Below are 16,486 nucleotides of genomic sequence, written 5' to 3' on the forward strand. Positions count from 1 at the left end.
GTTATTAACTATATTCCCCGATCTTTTAGAAATCTCTCTAAACACTAAAAGCATATTTTTCCTGTATAAATAGTCCTTACTTAAGATACTCACAAACTTCCTTAGCCCAATAGGTAATTATGAAGTCAGCTCCAGCCCTTTTGATACAGAGAAGTACTTCCATTATAGCATCCAATCTATTTATCCATCCTTTCTGGGCGGCAGACTCCACCATAGAGTACTCTCCACTTACACAGTAACTTCCAACAGGTACATTGAAGTTATCCTTGGCCAACCTTAGAACATCTAAATAAGGTAATCCAGGTTTTATCAGTATCATATCTGCCCCTTCCTCTATATCCAACTCTATCTCCCTTAAAGCCTCCCTCCAATTTCCAGGATCCATTTGATAGGTCTTTCTGTCCTTTAAACCACACCTGGGAGAACTCTCTGCAGCATCCCTAAATGGCCCGTAGAAGGCAGAGGCGTACTTTACAGCATAACTCATAATACATACATCATGGTAGTTGTTCTCCTCCAAGGTTTCCCTTATAGCCCTAACCCTCCCGTCCATCATATCAGAGGGTGCAACAACATCTACACCACTCTCAGCGTAGGACAGTGCTACCTTAGATAGGATTTCAAGGGTTTCATCGTTTAGAACTTTGTTGTCCCTTAGAATACCACAATGTCCATGGGTTGTATATTCACATAGACAGGTATCTGCTATAACGAGGATCTCATCTCCCAACTCCTCTTTTATTCCCTTTATAGTCCTCTGTATTACTCCATCTTTATCGTAGGCAGAGGATCCGTACTCGTCTTTGTACTTAGGTATTCCAAAGAGTATAACTCCAGGGATACCTAGATCTGCTATTTCCTTACACTCTTCGATGGCAGATTCTACACTGAACCTGTATTGGTTAGGCATGGAAGGTATTTCTTTTTTTCCTCTCTCTATCCTCTCATCTACAAATAGAGGCATTATAAGATCCTTCTTAGTTAAGGTAGTTTCCCTAACTAACTCCCTTATTTTATCGTTCTTTCTAAGTCTCCTGGGCCTGATTAACATACTATCCCCTTCTTATTTTTAAAATTATTTATACTATTTATGTTTAGTTGTTAATAAATTAATAATACTTTAGTTCCCATTAAGATAGTGATTAAAAGAATAATAAAAATGATTATTATAATAAAAATAATAAAAAAAGTTATATAATAAAATGTAATAAAATTCCGATAGAGGCAAAAAAGTAAAATAATATTGGATACTGGATAAACAAGTAAGATGCCTTTTTAATTTCTTTTTATTCTTATTATCACTTTGGTAGGAAGCAGGGTTTAAAAAATAATAATGAAAATAACCCTAGTTCCCATCAAGATTGTGATTAGAAGGATAAATAAAAATATCATAATAAAAATCTTAAGAGGAATAATAAAATAATATAACCTAAGTTCCCATCAAGTAGTGATTAAAAGAACAATAAAAATAATAATCATTATAATAATAAATACTATAACAAAAAACCATTAAACATTCCAGGATCTTTCTGAGCACTTAGATAAAGATAAGAAATCCATCTGATATCACATATTAGAAGGTATTTAGAGGACCATCCCCTCCAATCTTCTTTTTAAAATGTTATATCTGAGATGATAGAAGTTTTTATTTTAAAATCTTTTATTATTTTTTATTATATTATTTTTATAATTATTCTTTAAACTATTCTTTTGATGGGAACTAGGGTAATGAAAATAATAACAAAAAAATATGTGAAACATTACTTGTTTCTCTAAAGTGTCCAATGTAGTCTAGGAAATAGCAACCTGTTAGGAAGGATCTGTTCTACCCCTATAGTATCTTAGAGTATCTAGGAGGGGTTATTTATCTCTTATTAGTACCTTCTTATACTTTTATTATTTTATAATTTGTTGTAGTTCTTATCAATTTTTTTGATAGGAACTAGGGCTAATAATATTTAAAATTAATAAAAATTATTATATTATTTATAAAAAATCTACATGAAACTGAGAAAATACCAGAATAACTTATTATTTTTTATTATTTTTATTATTTTTTGGATTATCCTTTTGATGGGAACTAGGGTTTTTTATACTTTTTACTTTTTATTATTATAATAATTATTTTTTTACTCTACTATCAAGGAGGCATATCCAACAACAGAGGAGTAATCCTTAGTAATATCTCCAGAGGTAGCGTAGGCCAGTAATCTTACATCCCCTGCACCAAGTTCCTTCATGGCCCTTATCATGGCCATGGTAGGCCCATAACCACACATGGTTATGTTATTATTTACCACAGTGGTATATAGTTCCCTCTCATCCATATTTAGTATGGCCCTTATTGCCAGGGCGTCCTTCTTCGATGCTATATCTTGGGGCTCATAGTGGCTGAAATCTGTAGATGCTATTATTACTACCCTTCTATCTAACTCCATAGATACCTTTGCTATAGAATGCCCAACCTCTATGGCGGTCTCATAGTCCTGCATCATCATAGATATAGGTACTATTTTGAAATCTACAGGGTGCAACATACTTAGATGCTGGAGGAAGGGAAGTTGAACCTCTATGGAGTGCTCCCTAAGGTGGGCACTTTCATCTAAATCTAAGATATCGCAGTTCCTCCATAGTCTATCTATAAACTCATCGTCTGTCTTCACATCTCCCAAGGGCGTTCTCCATATGCCCTTCATAGTGGAAACTCCAGAACCTAATCCTGTATGGTTAGGCCCTAAGATTACAACTGTAATCTTTCCATCTACTCTAGAGGATAGAGCCTTATAGGAGTGGGCTGCAACAGGACCAGAGTATATATATCCTGCATGGGGACAGACTAAACCTATAGGTTTCCTAAAGACTCCTCCTGTTGGAAGGGAACCTGGACCTAACTCGTGAAGATAGCAGTACTCTATCAACTCTATTAACTCATGAGGATCTGAAGGGTAGAACATACCTGCAACTGCAGGGTACCTTATTACCATATCATCACCTTATAGTTAATTTTATATTAATTATAATTATTATCTCTATTGCTTAAATATGTGCTATAGGGATTACCATGAAAACCATCAGAGAGATCAACGAGAAGATAAAAAAAGGGGATGCGGTAGTGTTGACAGCGGAGGAGATGATAGAAGTTGTAGAGGAGATGGGACCTGAAGGTGCAGCAAAGGAGGTAGATGTTGTCACAACTGGTACCTTTGGAGCCATGTGTTCCAGTGGAGTGTTTCTAAATTTCGGTCATGCAGATCCTCCAATAAAGATGATGAGAACCTATCTAAATGGAGTGGAAGCCTACTCGGGACTGGCAGCAGTTGACGCCTACCTTGGTGCTGCACAGCCGAACTCCGATGACGATATAGATATCAACTACGGTGGAGCCCATGTTATAGAGGATCTTGTAGCAGGAAAGGAGATAAGGCTCCTTGCAGAGGGATATACAACTGACTGTTATCCGAGAAAGAGGGTATCAACAACTATAACATTAGACGACCTAAATCAGGCGATAATGGTAAATCCAAGGAACTGCTATCAAACATATGCCGCAGCTACAAACAGTAGGGATGAGAAGATATACACCTATATGGGCACCTTACTTCCAGAGTACTCCAACATAAACTACTCAGGGGCAGGACAGTTGAATCCTCTCCAAAACGACTACAACAGGGAGAAGAAGACCTTCAACACCATAGGCATAGGTACTAAGATATTCTTAGGTGGAGGTATTGGATATATAATAGGAGAAGGAACACAACACGACCCAGAGAAGGCCTTTGGAACCTTAATGGTTAAGGGAGACTTAAAAACTATGAGTACTAAATTTTTAAGGGCAGGTACTATACCTAATTACGGATGTACCCTATACGTAGGCATAGGTATACCTATCCCAGTACTAAATGAAGAGGTTGCAAGGGCCTGTGCTGTAAGGGATGAGGATATCGAGGTACCTATCTTAGATTATGGAGTGCCGAGAAGGGATAGACCTGTGGTGGCAAGGACAAACTACAAGGAACTTAGAAAGGGAGAAGTTACTATTAAGATATACGACAGTGAGTTGAAGAAATGGGTGGAAAAAACTGTTAAGACAGCCTCTGTCTCAAGTTATAAAAAATCTAGAGAGGTTGCAGAGGAACTTAAAAAGTGGATACTAAAGGGAGAATTTACACTTTCGGAGCCAGTTGCTCCCTTGGGAAGAGGTTCATGTAAGCCTATGAAGGCAGAGGCCAAGTTGGTAAGGGATATCCTCAGTAGACCGCCAATTGTGGCTAGACCAGATATATCTATAGAGGAGGCTGCCAGGATACTTACTGAAAAGAATATTAATCATTTGCCTATCGTAGATGGAGAGGGAAGATTATTGGGAATAGTAACATCCTGGGACATTGCAAGGGCTGTAGCCCAGAATATAAACTCCATTTGCGAGATCATGACAAGGCGAGTTATCAGTTCCACATTGGATGAACCTATAGATGTTGTGGCGAGGAAGATGAGTAGATACGATATATCTGGAGTACCGGTATTAGATAAGAATGGAAAAGTTGTAGGAATAGTAACTGCCGAGGACCTCTCGAAGTTGCTGGGATATAGGAAATTTTAACTCTGGTGAAAACTATGAAGAAGAGGATATACTACTGGGTATACGAGAAATACATAGATAAACCGGTGATATCAAAGGTTATCTTAGAGACGAAGGTTATGATAAACATCTTAATGGCAAAGATGAACCCTCAGGAGAGTTTCCTAATCTTGGAGTTAAGTGGAAATGAGAAACAAATCGAAGAAGCACTAAATCTGTTGAAAAAGTACGGTGAGTATGAAGATATTCCAAAGATAATAGAGAAAAATAAGGAGAAATGTATAGACTGTGGAGCATGTGTAGTACACTGTCCTGTTAAGGCCATATCTCGAGATGAGGATTACAGTATAGTATTTAATGAGAAGGAGTGTATCGGATGTAAAAACTGTGCTAAGATATGCCCTCTTAAGGCTATAGAGGTATTTGATTTTTATTAATAAAAAATTATTAAAATAATTATAATTATTATAATAATATAATAAAAAATAAAATCAAAAATAATAATTATCCTAAATAAAAAGAAACCTATCCTTGTATCTTGATATACAGTAGGGCACTAATGGGAGATTCTTAGGATTTTTGTTTAACCTCTACTATTTTTTTATTATTTACTTTTTTAATACTTTTATTTTGAATCATGGATTTAAATATTGTTATAATAAAAAGAATAAAAAATAGGTGATGGAGGTGTGAGTATATTAGACTTAGTTGAATCTGTTAAACAAATGAAGGACAGGGACTGGAAAATCCTAAGGATAATAGAGATATCTATGAGAAACCATGAATGGGTGCCTGTAGATGAGATAATTAAAAAATCTAAGTTAGACAGTAAGGAGGTGCTATACAGGTTAAAGGTACTTGATAGACATAAGTTTGTAAATAGGAGTACCTATGGCTACAGGTTATCCCATAAGGGATACGATGGGTTGGCACTGAATGCATTTATAAAGAGGGATCTTATAAAGGCTATAGGCAGTAAGTTAGGTGTGGGAAAGGAGGGGGATGTATATACAGTACTACTAACTAACAACAGGGAGGCAGTTTTAAAGTTTCATAAGTTGGGGAGGACATGTTTCACAAGAGGGAAGAGGTACAGGCTATACCTGGCAGATAAGAGGCATATAAGTTGGCTCTACGCCTCGAGATTGACGGCAGAAAGGGAGTTCCAGGTGTTAAATGACCTGTATCCAGTTGTAAAGGTTCCTGAGCCCATAGATCAAAATAGACATGCTATTGTTATGGGTAAGTGGGATGGAGTGGAGTTGAAGAGGGTGGATCTAACTAAGTTAGAGATAGATATTAAGGGACTATTCTGGGACATTGTTGAGGAGATAAAGAAGATGTACAACATTGGATATATCCATGGAGATCTCAGCGAATTCAACATACTGATAAATGAAGAGGGAGATTTTCTGATAATAGACTTTCCACAGGCTATAGAGGTTAGGGAGGGTAAGGTAGTGTTGGATATTCTACCTGGAGAGTTTAAGATGGATGTTGAGTACTACCTAAAGAGGGATATAGGGAATGTACTTAGGTACTTTAAGAAGTACGGTATAAAAGAGAGTGTAGATGAAATATATAACTACGTTGTAGGTAAGATCTAATATGAAAAAGAAATACCTGGAGATAATACTGGATAACTTAGATCCTCATCCAAATCCAAAACCTCATTTAGAACAGTACACCATAGGAGGAAAACTTGCCAGTGAGTTGTTGTTCTTTGCAAGGGAGGATATAAAGGATAACTTTGTGGTGGATTTAGGTTGTGGGACTGGTAGGTTGTCTATAGGAGCAAAACTCCTTGGGGCGAGGAAGGTTTTAGGTATAGATATAGATAGAGAATCTGTAGAGTGTGCCAGGGAAAATCTTAGGAAGTTGGAGAAGATACCTGTAGTAAAAAACTTAGGTGTAGATTTAGAAGAGATTCTTAAAAGTGTACTTTTCATAAATATGGACGTTAAAGATATAGATAGTGAGTATATAAAGAAGTACTTAGATGATAAAATGGAGGTTGTAGTAATACAGAACCCTCCCTTTGGATGCCAGAGGAGACATGCAGATAGGATATTCCTAGATAAGGCACTGGAGATAGGAGATGTTGTATATACCATCCACAACTCTTCAACTAGGGACTTCGTGATAAATTACGTTGAAGGGAAAGGGAGGAATATCACCCATATCTTTGAGAGTAGATTTAGGATACCGAGGATCTACAGTTTTCACAGTAAGAGGTGTGTGGAGATACCTGTAGATATTTACAGGATAGAGTAGAGGAATGATGATAAAAAGGAGAAATAAAATTTTTGAGGATAATGAAAATAAAAATATAATAAAAATTGCTTCTAATAGTTATAATTATTAAAAAATTAATATCAGAATAATAAAAAATAAATCCCATAATAAATACTTAATGGGAGTATAACATAGGTAAAAAAGTAAAATCTCACAACATCCCCTGAAATGTCTTGAGCACTAGAGAGAAGTAGGGCAGATCTCTGTTAAACCTTTTTCTTAAAGAGTTTTTTTACCTTTTTTTTATTTATTAATTTTTTATCGTTTTTTACTCTAATTATTCTTATAATTACCCCAGTTCCCATCAAGATTGTGATTAAAAAAATATAATAATTATTATAATAAAAGTAATAAAAGTTTTAAAAGAGGAATAAAATGAATAAAATTCTGATAGAGATAAAAATAAAATAACCCTTTCTATTCTATATTGGACACTGGAGAAACAAGTAGGATTACTACCTTAGTTCCTACCAAGTAGTGATTAAAAGAAACGATGAAAATGGGATAATGGAAGTTTTGATTTTAAAACCTTTTTCTTATTTTTTATTTTTATTATTTTTATAATTATTTTTATTATATTTTTATTTTATTCTTTAAACTATCCCTTTGATGGGAACTAAGGTCTTATAATTATTATCTATAATTACGAATTTAAAAATGTTTTGATGTAAATATAATCTCTATCTGTTTTATCTCTTTCTCATACATCTCTGAACACTGGAAATAAGACAGTGAAACCATCATCTTTATTATATCACTGTTTTGAATTAAGTATATATAATAAAAATAACATAAACTTCCTAAACTATAGTGCCTAAAACTATAAATTATTATACTCGGTGTATATAAAATGATCACTATTAAAAGATCTATTAAAGAGATCTTGTCTCAAATCTCTGAAGATCTCTCTTTTAGTAAGGAGGAGATATACAAAATACTGGAAGGAGTGAGGATCTCTAAAAAATATCTCTATGTAGTTCCAAAAAAATGTATAAGGTGTGCCCTCTGTTATGACGAGTGCCCAGTAGATGCCATAACAAAGCCCTCTATAAAGAAGCCTGCGGAGATAATACCTGATAAATGTGTTAAATGTGAGATATGTGCAAGAACCTGTCCTGTAAATGCTATAGATATCTTAGAGTGCACTGGAGACATTAAGGGAGAGGAGTTGATCTATACATTAAAGGAGGTTGAGGTGGAACGTAGGACTATAAGGTTGAAGAAATACAATATAGACCTAAACAAGTGTATAAAGTGTGGTATCTGTGCCAGATTCTGCCCAACTGGTGCGATACATGTTGAGAGGAGGAAGAGTTTCAAGGTGGATTTAAACCGTTGTGTTGGATGTAGAGCCTGTGAGAGGGTGTGCCCAAAGAAGGCCATATCTGTTGAAAACGAGATGGGAGAGGTGCCCTTCCATAAGGAGATTACAGTGGATAACAGTAAGTGTGTAAAGTGTTTAATGTGTATAGTGGAGTGTCCCATCGGTATAATAAGGGAGATAGAGGAGGGAGTAGAGATAGACAGTAAATCCTGTATATTCTGTGGAAGGTGTGAAAGGGTATGTCCAGTTTATGCGATCGAGATTAAAAATATTGAAGGTGTTCAGTAGATGAAGGTTAGGGAGTTGATGGATACCAACTTTTTAAAGTTATATAAAGACTACTCTGTTAAAGAGGCTATCCAACTTATGTATAAGAAAAAGAGATTCAGTGCTCCAGTTTTAGACGACGAGGATAAGTTGGTAGGACTAGTACTTTCAGTGGATCTTGCAGTGGTGGAGGACAGATCTATTCCTATCTCAGAGGTTATGTATCCCTACGAGGAGGTAGTAACTGTTAGGGAGAACGATCCTGCGAGAGATGCTGTTATAAAGTTAGTTAAATACAAAGTTATAAGTATTCCAGTGCTAAATGAAGAGGATAGGGTAGTGGGAGTTGTAAGAAGTTGCGATGTGATAAAAACCCTGGCAAAGTTGTATGACATCCCTGTGTATAAACTCTTTAAGATATTGGAGAAGGAGTTGAAGGGCATAACCTGGGAGGAACTTATGGAGGCTGCGGCGATAGTAACTAAAAATACCACTGGAGAGGACATAACACCTGAGGAGTACGAGAAGAGGATAAGAAATACAACCTTTGGTCAGGCTCTCTGGGCATGTGGAGGTTTGGAGAAGTTCTTTGCAGGGTTGATCAAAATAGGAGAGGTTGTTATTGCTAGAAGGGTTGCAAAGTTTGGGAAGAGAGGTAGATAAGAAATATTTTAAACTATTATAAAAAATAATTAATAGAAAAAATAGAATAAAAAACTATAATAAAAGACTAGTAAACAAAAGACGAAAAATTTCTGATAAGAAGGATTAACAGAAATCCTGCCCTGTTTCTCTAGTACCCGGTAAGGACATACTTTTGCCTTTTTGTCTATATTTTTACCCTAATTCCCATCAAAAAATCCTGATAAGAATAATTATAATAAAAGTAATAAAAAGAAGGTATTAAAACCAGAATAAAAGATGATCTCCTGGGACGCTCTAAGATACTATGGAAGTGGAGCAGATCCATCCTAACAGGTTGCTATCATTAATCTATATTTTAATATTTCTCAGTCTTTTTTATTATTTTTATTATTTAAATCGTTATTTTGATGGGAATAGAGGTTTATTTTATTATTCCTCTTAAGATTTTTATTACTTTTTTTATTATTCTTCTCACAATCTTGATGAGAACTAGGGTTTTTATACTAGATTTAAATATTAACAGTTTTTAAATCTTAGTTCCCATCAAAGTAATAATTAAAAGAATAATAAAAAGATAATTATTATAATTAGAATCATAATGAAATTAATCAATATAACCTAATTCCCATCAAAAAATTCTAATAAGAATAATAATAATTATAAAAAATAAAAATATAAAAAGAAGTATTAAAATTATTGAAATCAAAACAAGAGATAAATAATTTCTCCTGAAATGCTCTAAGATACTCTATGGAGTGGAGTAGATCCTTTATAACAGGTTGTTATTATTAATGCCCTACTTTCCATCAAAGTGATAATTACTTGTTTACCCAGCATCCAATATTATTTTACTTTTTTATCCCCATCCCTTCAGAATTTTATTACATTTTATTATTATTCCTTATTAAGATTTTTATTATGAATATTATTTTTTATTATTATTCTTCTTACAATCCTGATGGGAACCAGGTAATGTTAAATATCTTAAGATCTTTCTGAACACTTAGGTATGATAGGAGATCTTACTCTGATATCCACTACACTAGAAGGTTTACAGAGGATCATTCCCCTCCAATCTTCTTTTTAAAATTTTTTATATCTGGGATGATAGAAGTTTTTATTTTAAAAGTTTTTTCTTATTTTCTTATTTTTATATTTTTATGATTATCCTTATTATTTTTTAACCTATCTTTTTGATGGGAAGTAGGGTTTTTTAATATTTTTATTTTTTATAATTTTAAATTTTAATTGTTCTTTTTATTATTATTTATTTCACAGTACAAACTCCCTGTACTCCTTACTCTCAGTATCAAATATACCAACGGTGGCAGTACCAGTTAAGTAGCCACAACACTCTCCTGGATTTATCACCAGTACTCCATCCTCCTCCTTAAGTACTTTCTTATGGGTATGGCCGTATATAACAACGTCGTACTTCTTAGATTTTATAACTGCATCTAATACCTCACTGTTTGTACCATGTAAGACAAAGAACTTTAAAGAGTCTACCTCAAAGGATAAATAATCGTCTATCTCATTCTCGGGATTTAACTCCTTTAACCACTCCTTAAGTTTTGTCCTCTCTCCATCGTTGTTGCCGTAGGTTGCCAATATCCTGCCCTTAAAGTTCTTAAACTCCTTTATAACGAAGAGGGAGACGAAGTCGCCACAGTGTATTATTGTATCTACCTTCTCCCTGTTGAATATCTCTATAGCCTTCCTTATATTAGGTAGGTAGTCATGGGTATCTGAGAGGATACCTATCTTCATCCTATCACCTCAGGGATTTAATAACCCCTATCATTCCTCTAACTGTATATTCCTTAGGTATGTATCCTTTAAATCCATAACTCTCTACAACTTTGTTGGTAATAGGGCCTATAGATACTATATAATGATTCTTAAGTATCTCCAAAAACTCTTCATCTAGGCTTTTAAAAAAGTTTTTAACTGTTAAACCACTTGTAAAGGTAAATACTGTCTTATCATTTTCATTCAATAACTCATTCTTTAACCTCTCGATCCTATCCCTTAGATCCTCTGGTTCCTTGGAGTAATAAACATATACAACATCTCCCTTTAGATGTCTTGAAAGTACATCCCTAGTTGCTGGAGTGGTAGGTATTAATACTTTCTCGTCTCCAACTACTCCCTTCAACACCTCCAGGAGATCTTCAGCAGTGTATCTATCAGGTACTACGTCTACATCCCTGTTAAATACCCTCTTAAACTCCTTTGCAGTCTCCTTTCCTATAGCACCTATCTTTTTTTCCCTGATCTCCCTTAACCCCCTCTCATCTAAATTCCTAAATAAACCTTTAACACCTCTTGGACTTGTAAATACTATCCACTGGTATTCTCCAATGTCTATAGGCACGTCTCTATATACTATCTCCAACGTAGGTAAAAGAATAGGTTCAAATTCACCCGCCTCCTTCAACAACTTAGCAAATTTCTTTCCTTCCTCTAAAGGTCTCGTAATAATAACTTTCATTTTCCCATCCTTTAAAGTGTCTTGAGATTGAGATCCCTTAAACATTTTCTCAAGTTCTCCAAATTCTCCTCTATCTCCAGCATCCTAGTAAAATCCTTCTCCATCTCTTCGTTTTTACAGGTTATCAGTTCCATCTCTCTACTATTTTTTATATTATATTTGTCGTAAAGTTCTTTCAACTCCTTCTCCAACTCTACAATTTCACTCTCAAAGACATCCTTCATAGACTTCAAAATAACACTGTTGTTTACACTGATTATCTTTTTTTCCATTTTATCACCTTGATTCTTTCAATATTTGGTGGTAGTACTGTGCCCTTTCACCTGGGTTTTCACTCTCGTATATGTCTCTCCCTACAATTATATAGTCTTCCTCACCTAAAATGTCCAGTACCTTATTTAGGTCTCCTCCCTGGGCACCTATCCCTGGAGATATTATAGGTATGTCTCCTACAATGTCTTTGATAGTTTTCAACCTCTCGGGCCTTGTAGAAGGTGCCACTACACCATCTACCTTTAACCTCTTAGCCATCCTCGCCAACTCATCTGCAACTGGCTGTATAAACTGAACTGCTCCCTTATGAGACATCTCTGTAACCATTATAACCTTCTTGTATTCACTGTATCTTCTGGCTACCTCCTGCACCGCCCTTACACTGTCCTCTCCAAGGAACCCGTGGCATATAATTCCATCTCCATATTTAAAGGTTAAAGATGCTATCTTCTCATTTGTAGATGGTATATCTGCCAACTTAAAATCACATATAACTTCTTTTTTTGTAATCTTTTTTATTTTATCTACTATACTTAAATGGGAGGATAGTACTAAGGGATAACCTATCTTGATGGCGTCAACGTATTGGGAAACTTCTTTGGAGATCTTTAAGGCTTTATTTTCATCTGTTACATCTAATGCTATCATCAACTTTACCATCTCTTCACCATGTTTTATTTAATAAAAATGTATTAGTTTTTTCATTATAATAATATTATTCGTAATAATGGTTGTTGATATACTGATAAAAAATAAATGATTTCTAGTCTTATTAAATTAATTAATATTTTTATTTTAATTATCATAAAAAATTTGATGTATAAAATTAAAATTATAATTTGAAAAAAAATAAAAAAGAAAAAAAACTCCTGTTTATCCTTTTATTTTTTAAAATCTTAATTTTATTATTTTTATAATAATTATTATTTTTATTATTCTTTTAATTACTACTTTAATAAGAACTAGTATTTTATATTACATATCCCCCAAAGGTACTATATTTCTCTCCTCAAACTCTAAAAACCTCTCCCAGTGATCTTTACAGCAGTCCATCTCCAAAACTCTTTTAATATCTGAGATATCCTGGGTTAATGTAAAGTTCTCAAGTACTTTTTTAATCTCCTCATTACATTTACACTTTAACAGATTATGGGCTCCCCTCCTGGAAGGTATCCCCGAGGTATCACAGATCACTATGTCATCTGGGTTTTTCCTCTTAACCTCGTATATTATCTTTAAGACACCCCACAAAAAGGGAGGCCTGTACTGTCCCTTCTTCCAGAGGATCTCCATCAAAGTGCCCCTATGGACAGTTGCTGGACAGTAGGATATTCTACTAAACCCTAACTCTAAGCATCTATTACCTGAGTATATTCCATCCTCTATTGCATCCCTCTCAGTTATAAAGAGAGGTTTTATCAAAAGATACGCCTTTAAACCTATGGAGTACTCCCTGGCTAACTCCAAGGTATCTAAGATATCCCTGTTAGATATCCCCTTATTTATAGAGTACCTCCTAATCTCCTCGTTGAAAGTCTCAACCCCTACACCGATCTCCATATTTACACTACCTAAGCACTCCTTGGCCTCCCCTAAGGTATCCTCCCTTATATACTCTGGCCTGGATTCTATTACAACCTCCCTAATATCCAACTCTCCTATCTTACTTAGTATATACCTCCTCGCCTCCCTTGGCACCTCTCTATCATCTAAAAAACTACCTGATGTGAATATCTTTATACAGATATTTTTAGGATTATCTTCTATCTCCTTATAGTACCTCTCTATGGCGTAGTTGAACTGATTTATTATATTTTCAGGAGACACCTCCCCAGGAGAACCATCCATAAGATAACCACACATGGTACAGCCACCGTACTCATAGGCCCATCTACACCCAGGTGTATTCAGTATTACCGTTATACTCCTTCCAACCTCCCCGTTAGATAGGATATCATCCCCTATCCAGGTACTTACAGGTAGATTTGGATCCCTCTCCCTTCTCTTTTTAAGGTATCCCCTTCTCAAATCCTTTAAAAACTCTATCATCTATTTCACCACTTCCTTAATAATCCTTTCCATAATCTCAGATTTCCTACCTTTGAACTCCTTCAATGTGCCTTCTCTATCTATAAGTATTACCTCGTTGTAGTCGTCGCCGAAGTAATGCCTTGCAAGATCATTCACCACTATATAATCCAAGTCGTACTCTTTTAACTTCTCCTTACCTATCTCAACAAGTTCCTCCCTACTTACACCGTACTCAGCCTTAAATCCAACGATGGTTTTTTCAGGGAACGCCTTTCTAAGTTCTTTTATCACCTTTACATTCCTCTTCAATTTAATGGTAATATCCCTATCTGATCTAATCTTCCCATTAAAGGATACCTCTGGAACGAAATCAGATATAGCTGCACAGGAGATAATAACATCGGCGTCCCTTCCCACCTCTAAGGCTTTATTCAACATCTCCCTCGAGGTTATTACCTTATAGGATTTAACATAGTAGGGAGGTTCCATCCCAAGGGCGTATATCACCTCTACATGGTGCCCCTTCCTACAGGCGGTTTCTGCAAGGTAGTACCCAGTTTTTCCAGAGGATAGGTTGGTAATAACCCTAACCTTATCTATGAACTCGGCGGTGCCTCCAGAGAGTATTAAAACCCTCTTACCTCCCTCTCCTCCCCTGTACCCCCCTCTCAATACCTCCATAACTTTCAATACAACGTCCTTCACAGGTGGCACCTTAGCCTTCCCCTCCTCCATCCTTGGAGGTATTATATAAACCAACCTCTTTCTCTTCAACCTCTCTATATGCTCCCTTACATTCTGGAGCATATTCCTATGCATCCCTGGAACTATAAAGAGAGGTTTGTTCTCCATAAACATCATTGCAGTTGTATTCACTATGTTGTCTCCAATACCCAGGGATATCTTACTTAAGGTGTTTGCAGTAGTGGGATATATTATCATGGCGTCACAGAGGTTGTAGAGGGTTACATGCTCCACAAGGCCAGTAATGTTATAGCATACCTTCCTCCCAGAGGCGAACTCCAACGCATACTCCCCCACTATCCCCTTAGACTCCTCGGTGGCAACTGTATAAACCTCTGCACCATGCCTTATAAACTCCCTTATCAACTTAGGTGTCTCTATGGCACCTATGGAGGAGGTTACTCCAACAACTATCCTCTTCCCCTCCAATATCTTAGATTTTGAACATCTAAGGCTCTCTGTGGGATCCATAGTATCACGTCCTCCTTATATCCTTTAAACTCCTCCTCTCTACAACTAAAGGTATCCTCTCAACCTCTAAACCATCAACTGTAGGATACCTCTCGGAGATATAGGCACTGAACTTAAACCTGTATCTCCTCTCCTCCAGTATCTCTACTATCTCCTCCAACACGTAAGGATTTAAATAGATATTTTTTCTATCCAAGTCTATCTCGTAGGGCTCCTCGTTGTACTCAAGTATCTCCAGTAGATCCTTAACATCCCTGAGGTTTCTAAATGAAACCACCCCCCTAATTAGAAGCCCCTCCTCTGTAATTACCTCGTAATCCTTTGCAATATTTTTCGCCCTCTTCAGTAATCTGTTCTTCATCTGTATCCCATCCTTCAATACAGAGGGACAGTAATGTACCATTAAGTTAGATCCCTTACTTCTGAAGTACTCAACTACCTTTTTTGCAGTCTCCTCACTTCCAAGTACTTCAGAGGAGTAGTCGTTTTTCTCTACAAATCCCATACTCTTAAGGGCTTGATAGTTAGTCTCGGAGTACTCCAACTGATTAATATTCAGGAATCTAACTCCTGCTCTCTCTATAGTCTCTCCAAGTTGGATGATCTCCCTCTCGTAGTTTGGAATAGAAGGGATCTCTACAACTACATCTTTTATATACTTCATACAGAGTTTTAGGGTATTTACTAAATATTTTAAATACTCCCTTCTTTTTTCTTCTTTCCCCTCTCCGTAGTATTCATTGAAGTACTTTGTAGGATGTATCCTTATCTCATCTAATCCAGTTTCCTTAAGTGCCCTAAGTTTATCCTCATCTATATAGGTAGGTGTAGTATATAGGTGTATATGGAAGGATTTGCCAAATCTACTTTTAAGTGCCTTTATATACTCACAGGTTCTATCTAACCTTAGAAGAGGATTGCCCCCAGTAATACCTGCCCCTCTACTTTCACATAGCATACACTCCTCTATACACTCCTCGATGGATGTGATTTTTCTCTCGTTGGCGTAGATAACATCCTTTCCCTTCCTCTTCTCAGATATTGGACAGTAGTAGCAGTTTTCATCGCATACACCTGTAATAAATAGAACTAACTTTTCACCTTTGATACACTGTTGGCATCCTAAGGGAAGGTTGTTTATGTTTTTTAATAAGGTGTTTTCTAACTCTTCGATGTCCATGTTATCCCTTCTTCTTTATTATCTATCCATATATTAAAATAAATAAAAAAATATAAAAAAAATAATTAAAAATTGTCTAAAAATAAATTAATAGGATTCTATCTTATTCTCCCTGATGTTTAGAACTTTCTGGTCTTCCTTACATATTTATGTTTTTTAATTATGATAATAATTATTATTTTA

The 16,486-nt window shown here is 35.6% G+C and carries 15 protein-coding genes; 6 read left to right on the forward strand and 9 right to left on the reverse strand.

The features are described 5' to 3' along the window. Positions 1-76: 76 nt before the first annotated feature. Together hemB and amrB are read right to left on the reverse strand one after the other, a co-directional pair. Positions 77-1,051 (reverse strand): porphobilinogen synthase, encoded by a 975-nt coding sequence (gene hemB, locus CFE53_RS04925; RefSeq protein WP_148120753.1) that lies wholly within the window; start codon positions 1,049-1,051, stop codon positions 77-79. Positions 1,052-2,129: 1,078 nt separating this feature from the next. Further along, the gene (amrB, locus tag CFE53_RS04930; protein WP_148120754.1) at positions 2,130-2,984 is read right to left on the reverse strand and encodes an AmmeMemoRadiSam system protein B; all 855 of its coding nucleotides are present in this window, start codon (positions 2,982-2,984) and stop codon (positions 2,130-2,132) included. Positions 2,985-3,061: 77 nt separating this feature from the next. On the opposite strand from amrB, the gene CFE53_RS04935 reads away from it, so the two are divergent. From CFE53_RS04935 to CFE53_RS04960, 6 genes are all read left to right on the forward strand, one after another. Beyond that, entirely contained in the window at positions 3,062-4,600 is a 1,539-nt protein-coding gene (locus CFE53_RS04935) for a homocysteine biosynthesis protein (protein ID WP_148120755.1), read from the forward strand. Positions 4,601-4,614: 14 nt separating this feature from the next. Continuing rightward, positions 4,615-5,016 carry a 4Fe-4S binding protein gene (locus tag CFE53_RS04940; RefSeq protein ID WP_148120756.1) on the forward strand — a complete coding sequence of 134 codons (402 nt, stop codon included), beginning with the start codon at positions 4,615-4,617 and terminating at the stop codon, positions 5,014-5,016. Positions 5,017-5,304: 288 nt separating this feature from the next. Then, the gene (locus CFE53_RS04945; RefSeq protein ID WP_148121167.1) at positions 5,305-6,186 is read left to right on the forward strand and encodes an RIO1 family regulatory kinase/ATPase; all 882 of its coding nucleotides are present in this window, start codon (positions 5,305-5,307) and stop codon (positions 6,184-6,186) included. Position 6,187: 1 nt separating this feature from the next. Beyond that, a complete protein-coding gene (locus CFE53_RS04950) occupies positions 6,188-6,853 on the forward strand; it encodes an METTL5 family protein (protein ID WP_148120757.1) in 666 nt (221 codons plus the stop codon). 871 nt (positions 6,854-7,724) lie between these two features. After that, positions 7,725-8,486, forward strand: coding sequence for a 4Fe-4S binding protein (locus CFE53_RS04955; RefSeq protein WP_148120758.1), 762 nt, complete (start codon positions 7,725-7,727; stop codon positions 8,484-8,486). Further along, a complete protein-coding gene (locus CFE53_RS04960) occupies positions 8,487-9,128 on the forward strand; it encodes an HPP family protein (protein WP_148120759.1) in 642 nt (213 codons plus the stop codon). Positions 9,129-10,382: 1,254 nt separating this feature from the next. Here CFE53_RS04960 and CFE53_RS04965 read toward each other — a convergent pair. The 7 genes from CFE53_RS04965 to CFE53_RS04995 form a co-directional block, all read right to left on the reverse strand. After that, the gene (locus CFE53_RS04965) at positions 10,383-10,880 is read right to left on the reverse strand and encodes an MJ0936 family phosphodiesterase (protein WP_148120760.1); all 498 of its coding nucleotides are present in this window, start codon (positions 10,878-10,880) and stop codon (positions 10,383-10,385) included. 4 nt (positions 10,881-10,884) lie between these two features. Further along, positions 10,885-11,604, reverse strand: a complete 720-nt coding sequence (locus CFE53_RS04970) for a uroporphyrinogen-III synthase (protein WP_148120761.1) — start codon at positions 11,602-11,604, stop codon at positions 10,885-10,887. A gap of 11 nt (positions 11,605-11,615) precedes the next feature. Further along, on the reverse strand, positions 11,616-11,876 hold the full coding sequence (locus tag CFE53_RS04975; RefSeq protein WP_148120762.1) for a hypothetical protein: 261 nt from the start codon (positions 11,874-11,876) through the stop codon (positions 11,616-11,618). A gap of 4 nt (positions 11,877-11,880) precedes the next feature. Further along, positions 11,881-12,537 carry an orotidine-5'-phosphate decarboxylase gene (pyrF, locus tag CFE53_RS04980; protein WP_148120763.1) on the reverse strand — a complete coding sequence of 219 codons (657 nt, stop codon included), beginning with the start codon at positions 12,535-12,537 and terminating at the stop codon, positions 11,881-11,883. A 315-nt stretch (positions 12,538-12,852) separates the two neighbouring features. Next, the gene (locus CFE53_RS04985) at positions 12,853-13,926 is read right to left on the reverse strand and encodes an archaeosine biosynthesis radical SAM protein RaSEA (RefSeq protein ID WP_148120764.1); all 1,074 of its coding nucleotides are present in this window, start codon (positions 13,924-13,926) and stop codon (positions 12,853-12,855) included. After that, complete coding sequence (gene coaBC, locus CFE53_RS04990; RefSeq protein WP_148120765.1) at positions 13,927-15,123, reverse strand: bifunctional phosphopantothenoylcysteine decarboxylase/phosphopantothenate--cysteine ligase CoaBC; 1,197 nt, start codon at positions 15,121-15,123, stop codon at positions 13,927-13,929. It abuts the gene before it with no gap. Positions 15,124-15,127: 4 nt separating this feature from the next. Beyond that, positions 15,128-16,303, reverse strand: coding sequence for a radical SAM protein (locus tag CFE53_RS04995; protein WP_148120766.1), 1,176 nt, complete (start codon positions 16,301-16,303; stop codon positions 15,128-15,130). Between the last annotated feature and the right edge of the window lie 183 nt (positions 16,304-16,486).

Source organism: Methanofervidicoccus sp. A16 (assembly GCF_003351865.1).
Taxonomy (GTDB): Archaea; AGJL01; Methanococci; order Methanococcales; family Methanococcaceae; genus Methanofervidicoccus.